This is a genomic window from Hoeflea sp. (assembly GCF_039975035.1).
Lineage (GTDB): Bacteria > Pseudomonadota > Alphaproteobacteria > Rhizobiales > Rhizobiaceae > Hoeflea.
Window position 1 is genome coordinate 1 of record NZ_JBDWHW010000192.1, and the last position, 3,560, is coordinate 3,560.

Consider the following 3,560-nt stretch of genomic DNA (forward strand, 5'->3'; position numbering starts at 1 on the left):
CGAACGCGCCATCTTGTCGATGATGACCGAAAAGTCGCGGTTGCCAAGCGGGGCAAAGTCATTCCCGACGATCTCGACACCGGCGGCTTTTGCTTTTGCGGCAAAGTCGTCAAAGGCGCTGCGCGTGGCCTGATAATCAGCCGTGACCGCGTATACTCTCTTGATCCCGCGTTTCTTTACGAATTCAACACACATGTTCATTTCCATGGCCAACGTGTTGGACGTACGGAATGAGTAACGCGCACCGTCCATCTTGGTAATGCTGTCGTCTGCGGAAATCGTGACCAGATGCGGCACCTTGCGCTGTGTGGACAGGCTTTGCAGTGCCAGAGTCGACGCTGAGCTGACCGCGCCAAACATCAATTGCGTGCCTTCCGCCAACAGCCGGCTTGCTTTTTGTACGGCGGGCTGGGGTTTGGTTTCATCGTCTTCCCAGCTGAAGCGGACTTTTTTGCCCAACAATTCGCCACCCCGCATGGCCACGGCAAGTTCCGCGCCTTTGCGCATGTCATTGCCGATCAAGCCGTATGCGCCCGAGAAAGACAGAATGCCCGCAATGTGATAATCTTCGGGCGTTGCGGCCCGCAGAACCATTGGCGCAGGCAAGGTACTGGCCAAAGTTAGCGCCCCGGCGCTGCGTAGAAAATTCCGACGTTTCATAGTTTTCCTCCCGGTTTCACGCCCCAAGAAGTTTCTCCTGCAAGGCGAATGATGCGCTGCCCGGGATAAATCGTTCCCGGAAAAGCAGAATACTATCAGCAAGTTTGGCGGGTTTTATCATACGTCGGATCAGCAATCGGGCGGTAACAAATCATGGATTTGCAAATGGCGCAAAAGTGCATCTGATCGCGACCGTGTCCCTAACCCTCCCCCATCTCTTGCATCAAGCATCGCAGGGTTAGGACTGGCAGGGAATGTCCGAAAACGCCACAAATTTGACATTTTCTGCCAAATCGATATTATTTACCCATCAGTAGAATTTTGAGGTCATCGTCATGAAGGTGGGCTTGCTCCAAAACCTGCGTCTTCCCAAACATAGCATCCAGTTCATGTGTGACGTGCTGATCGAACACGGCATTGATCCTGACCCATTGCTCAAAGAAGCAGGTTTGCAGCTCAGCCTTCTCTCGGATCCATGGGGCACGCTGGACGGTATTCAGGAACTCACATTCCTGCGTGCCTTTTGCCGGAGTACAGCGCATATTGAAGGTGTCGCTTTTGTCACCGGTCTGCGTTACAGCCTGATCTCGTATGGCCCTATCGGGCTTGCCACGCTAGTTTCAGAGAATGTGACAGCGGGGCTGAGGGTTTTCACGCAAATGCAGGGGCTGGGATACGCACTGCTGGCATATGACATCACAGAGGACGATGAAGGTTTTGCAACAGGGTTTGTTGCCGACGACCAGTATGTACCGCCCGATCTTCTGGATTTTGTTCATGAACGGCTGCTTGGGTCCGGCCCGACCTTCTTCCGGGACCTGCGTCAAGAAAACCTGCCCATCCGTCTGATCGAATGCCCGTTGGACCGCCCGAAAGGCTGGATGAACCTAGAAGCGCGCTGGCAAACCGAAATCGTGTATCGCGCACCGCGCAGTTGCATTCACTTTCATCCTGGAACAGGCGCGCTGAAACTGCCGCTGGCGAATGCCCTTCTTGCGGTAAACTATCGTGTTTTGTGCGAGAATATGCTTGAAACCGGCCCCAAGCATACCGGAACAGCAAATTCGGTTTATCAGGTGTTGATGCAGGTGCGCGGCGTTTTTCCCAATGCGCCGGAAGTGGCCGAAACGCTTCATTTGTCAGAACGCTCTTTACATCGAAAACTTGCCAGTCAGTCGATGAGCTATCGCCAGATTATCGATAGCGTGCGCTTGCGCCGCGCACGGGAGCTTCTTGATACATCCGAGTTACCGCTGGCTGAAGTTGCAGATCGCCTCGGTTTTTCGGAAACTGCCAGCCTGTCGCGATTTTTCCGGCGGGTTTCAGGGGATTCGCCGTCCGCATATCGAAAAACCAGCAAAGGGTTATTCGCCAGTTCACGTTAGGATTAGACGACGAGACGCTAACACGACCATATATCAGAACGGAGTGACGCCATGAACAAGTCCGATGACGAAACGCTCACCTTCAAAGAGATGGTCGGGAAATTCGACGTCACCCCCCGAACCCTGCGGTATTACGAATATCTCGAACTTCTCAAACCCACGCTACAAGGGCGTGAACGAAGTTATGATCGCAAACAGATCGCGCGGTTCAAGCTGATCTTGCGAGGTCGTCGGTTCGGAATGAAGCTTGAAGATATAAGAGTTTGGTTAGAAATATATAAAAACAGGGGCTCAAGAGCGCAGCTGTCGCGTTGCCCTTTAATCGGTTCTGCCTCACTTTGTGTGGCGCAACTATCCTGAAACTGGAAAATTCAGGAGGTATAGTTGTGAGTTCGAAGAAGCACTGGTCGCCCGGGAGCGATGTTGCCGTTCAAAGCGTTGAGCGAAGTGAAAGAGGCGGGTGGATTGTATCTGGCGTCTTGGCTCCCAACGGCATTTGCCCAGACTGTGGATTGCATTCACGCCGACGTCACGGCTGGCGGCGTCGGCGGCTGCAGGATTATCCCGCGCATGGAGACGAGGTAACGGTTGATCTCGCAATTTGCCGTTGGCGATGTCAGGCACCCGCTTGCCCACGCCGGACATTCTCAGACCAAATCGCCTCGATTGCGCGTCCATTTGCACGTCGTACTTCGCGTGTCGGGGAGATTGTCACCCATCTTGGGCATGCGAGCGGCGGACGGCCAGCCGAGCGGTTGTTGCATCGTTTGGGCCTTGGAGTCAGCGATGACACGGTGCTTAGGCAGCTGAAGAACCGTGCCCAAGACAGTGGCGAGTCGCCGACAGTCATCGGGATCGACGACTGGAGTTGGCGGAAATCGCAAACCTACGGCACGATCATTGTGGATCTGGAGCGTCGCGTGGTGATCGACATTCTTGAGGATCGAGATGTCGTCAGCTGCACCAACTGGCTGAAGCGACACCCCGAGGTGGAAGTGATCAGCAGAGATCGCTGCGGTCTCTACGCCCAGGCAGCACGGCAAGGGGCACCGCAGGCGAAGCAGGTCGCTGACCGGTTCCATATCGTACAAAACCTGCGGCAGGCCATCGAGGAGCAAATGAACCTTCACGGCCGTGCGACCGGCAGGGCGCTGCTGTCCGACGCCGACAACATCACCGCAGCCGGCAGCCTTCTGAAGTCACGCCTGGCGCATAGGACGTCTCGGGAATAGATTTTCGCCACCATTCATGCGCTCCGAAATCAGGGGCTTTCATGCAGCGAGATCGGGCGGCGAACAGGGTTCCCGCGTCGCAGCATCGCGAAATGGCTGCAGTTCGAGACACCACCGGACCGCAGGCGGGCCGCTTTGAAGCCGACATCGCCGTGGTACTTTGAAGAGTTCCTGAGCCAAAGCTGGAAGGAGGGCATTCGAACTGGCAGCGCCCTGTTCCGTCTGATCCGAGAGCGCGGTTACGAGGGGAGTCAGTCGCATTTGCAGCGTCTGTTGGCGGGCT

At 55.4% G+C, this 3,560-nt stretch carries 3 protein-coding genes and 1 pseudogene; 3 read left to right on the top strand and 1 reads right to left on the bottom strand.

What is annotated here, in order from left to right:
* Window positions 1-660 (bottom strand): ABC transporter substrate-binding protein (locus ABJN75_RS17260; protein ID WP_348440823.1); only part of this gene is annotated, 660 nt, incomplete at its 3' end.
* 335 nt (window positions 661-995) lie between these two features.
* Between ABJN75_RS17260 and ABJN75_RS17265 the strand changes: the two genes are divergently transcribed.
* From ABJN75_RS17265 to ABJN75_RS17275, 3 genes and pseudogenes are all read left to right on the top strand, one after another.
* Complete coding sequence (locus ABJN75_RS17265) at window positions 996-2,045, top strand: AraC family transcriptional regulator (RefSeq protein WP_064223623.1); 1,050 nt, start codon at window positions 996-998, stop codon at window positions 2,043-2,045.
* 51 nt (window positions 2,046-2,096) lie between these two features.
* Window positions 2,097-2,405, top strand: a complete 309-nt coding sequence (locus ABJN75_RS17270; RefSeq protein WP_120352511.1) for a MerR family transcriptional regulator — start codon at window positions 2,097-2,099, stop codon at window positions 2,403-2,405.
* A 104-nt stretch (window positions 2,406-2,509) separates the two neighbouring features.
* Window positions 2,510-3,560 (top strand): annotated as a pseudogene (locus tag ABJN75_RS17275) (ISL3 family transposase); the annotation flags it as partial.

Coding starts and splice junctions, on each gene's coding strand:
- ABJN75_RS17265 (WP_064223623.1), top strand. CDS start 996: ATGAAGGTGGGCTTGCTCCAAAACCTGCGTCTTCCCAAACATAGCATC.
- ABJN75_RS17270 (WP_120352511.1), top strand. CDS start 2,097: ATGAACAAGTCCGATGACGAAACGCTCACCTTCAAAGAGATGGTCGGG.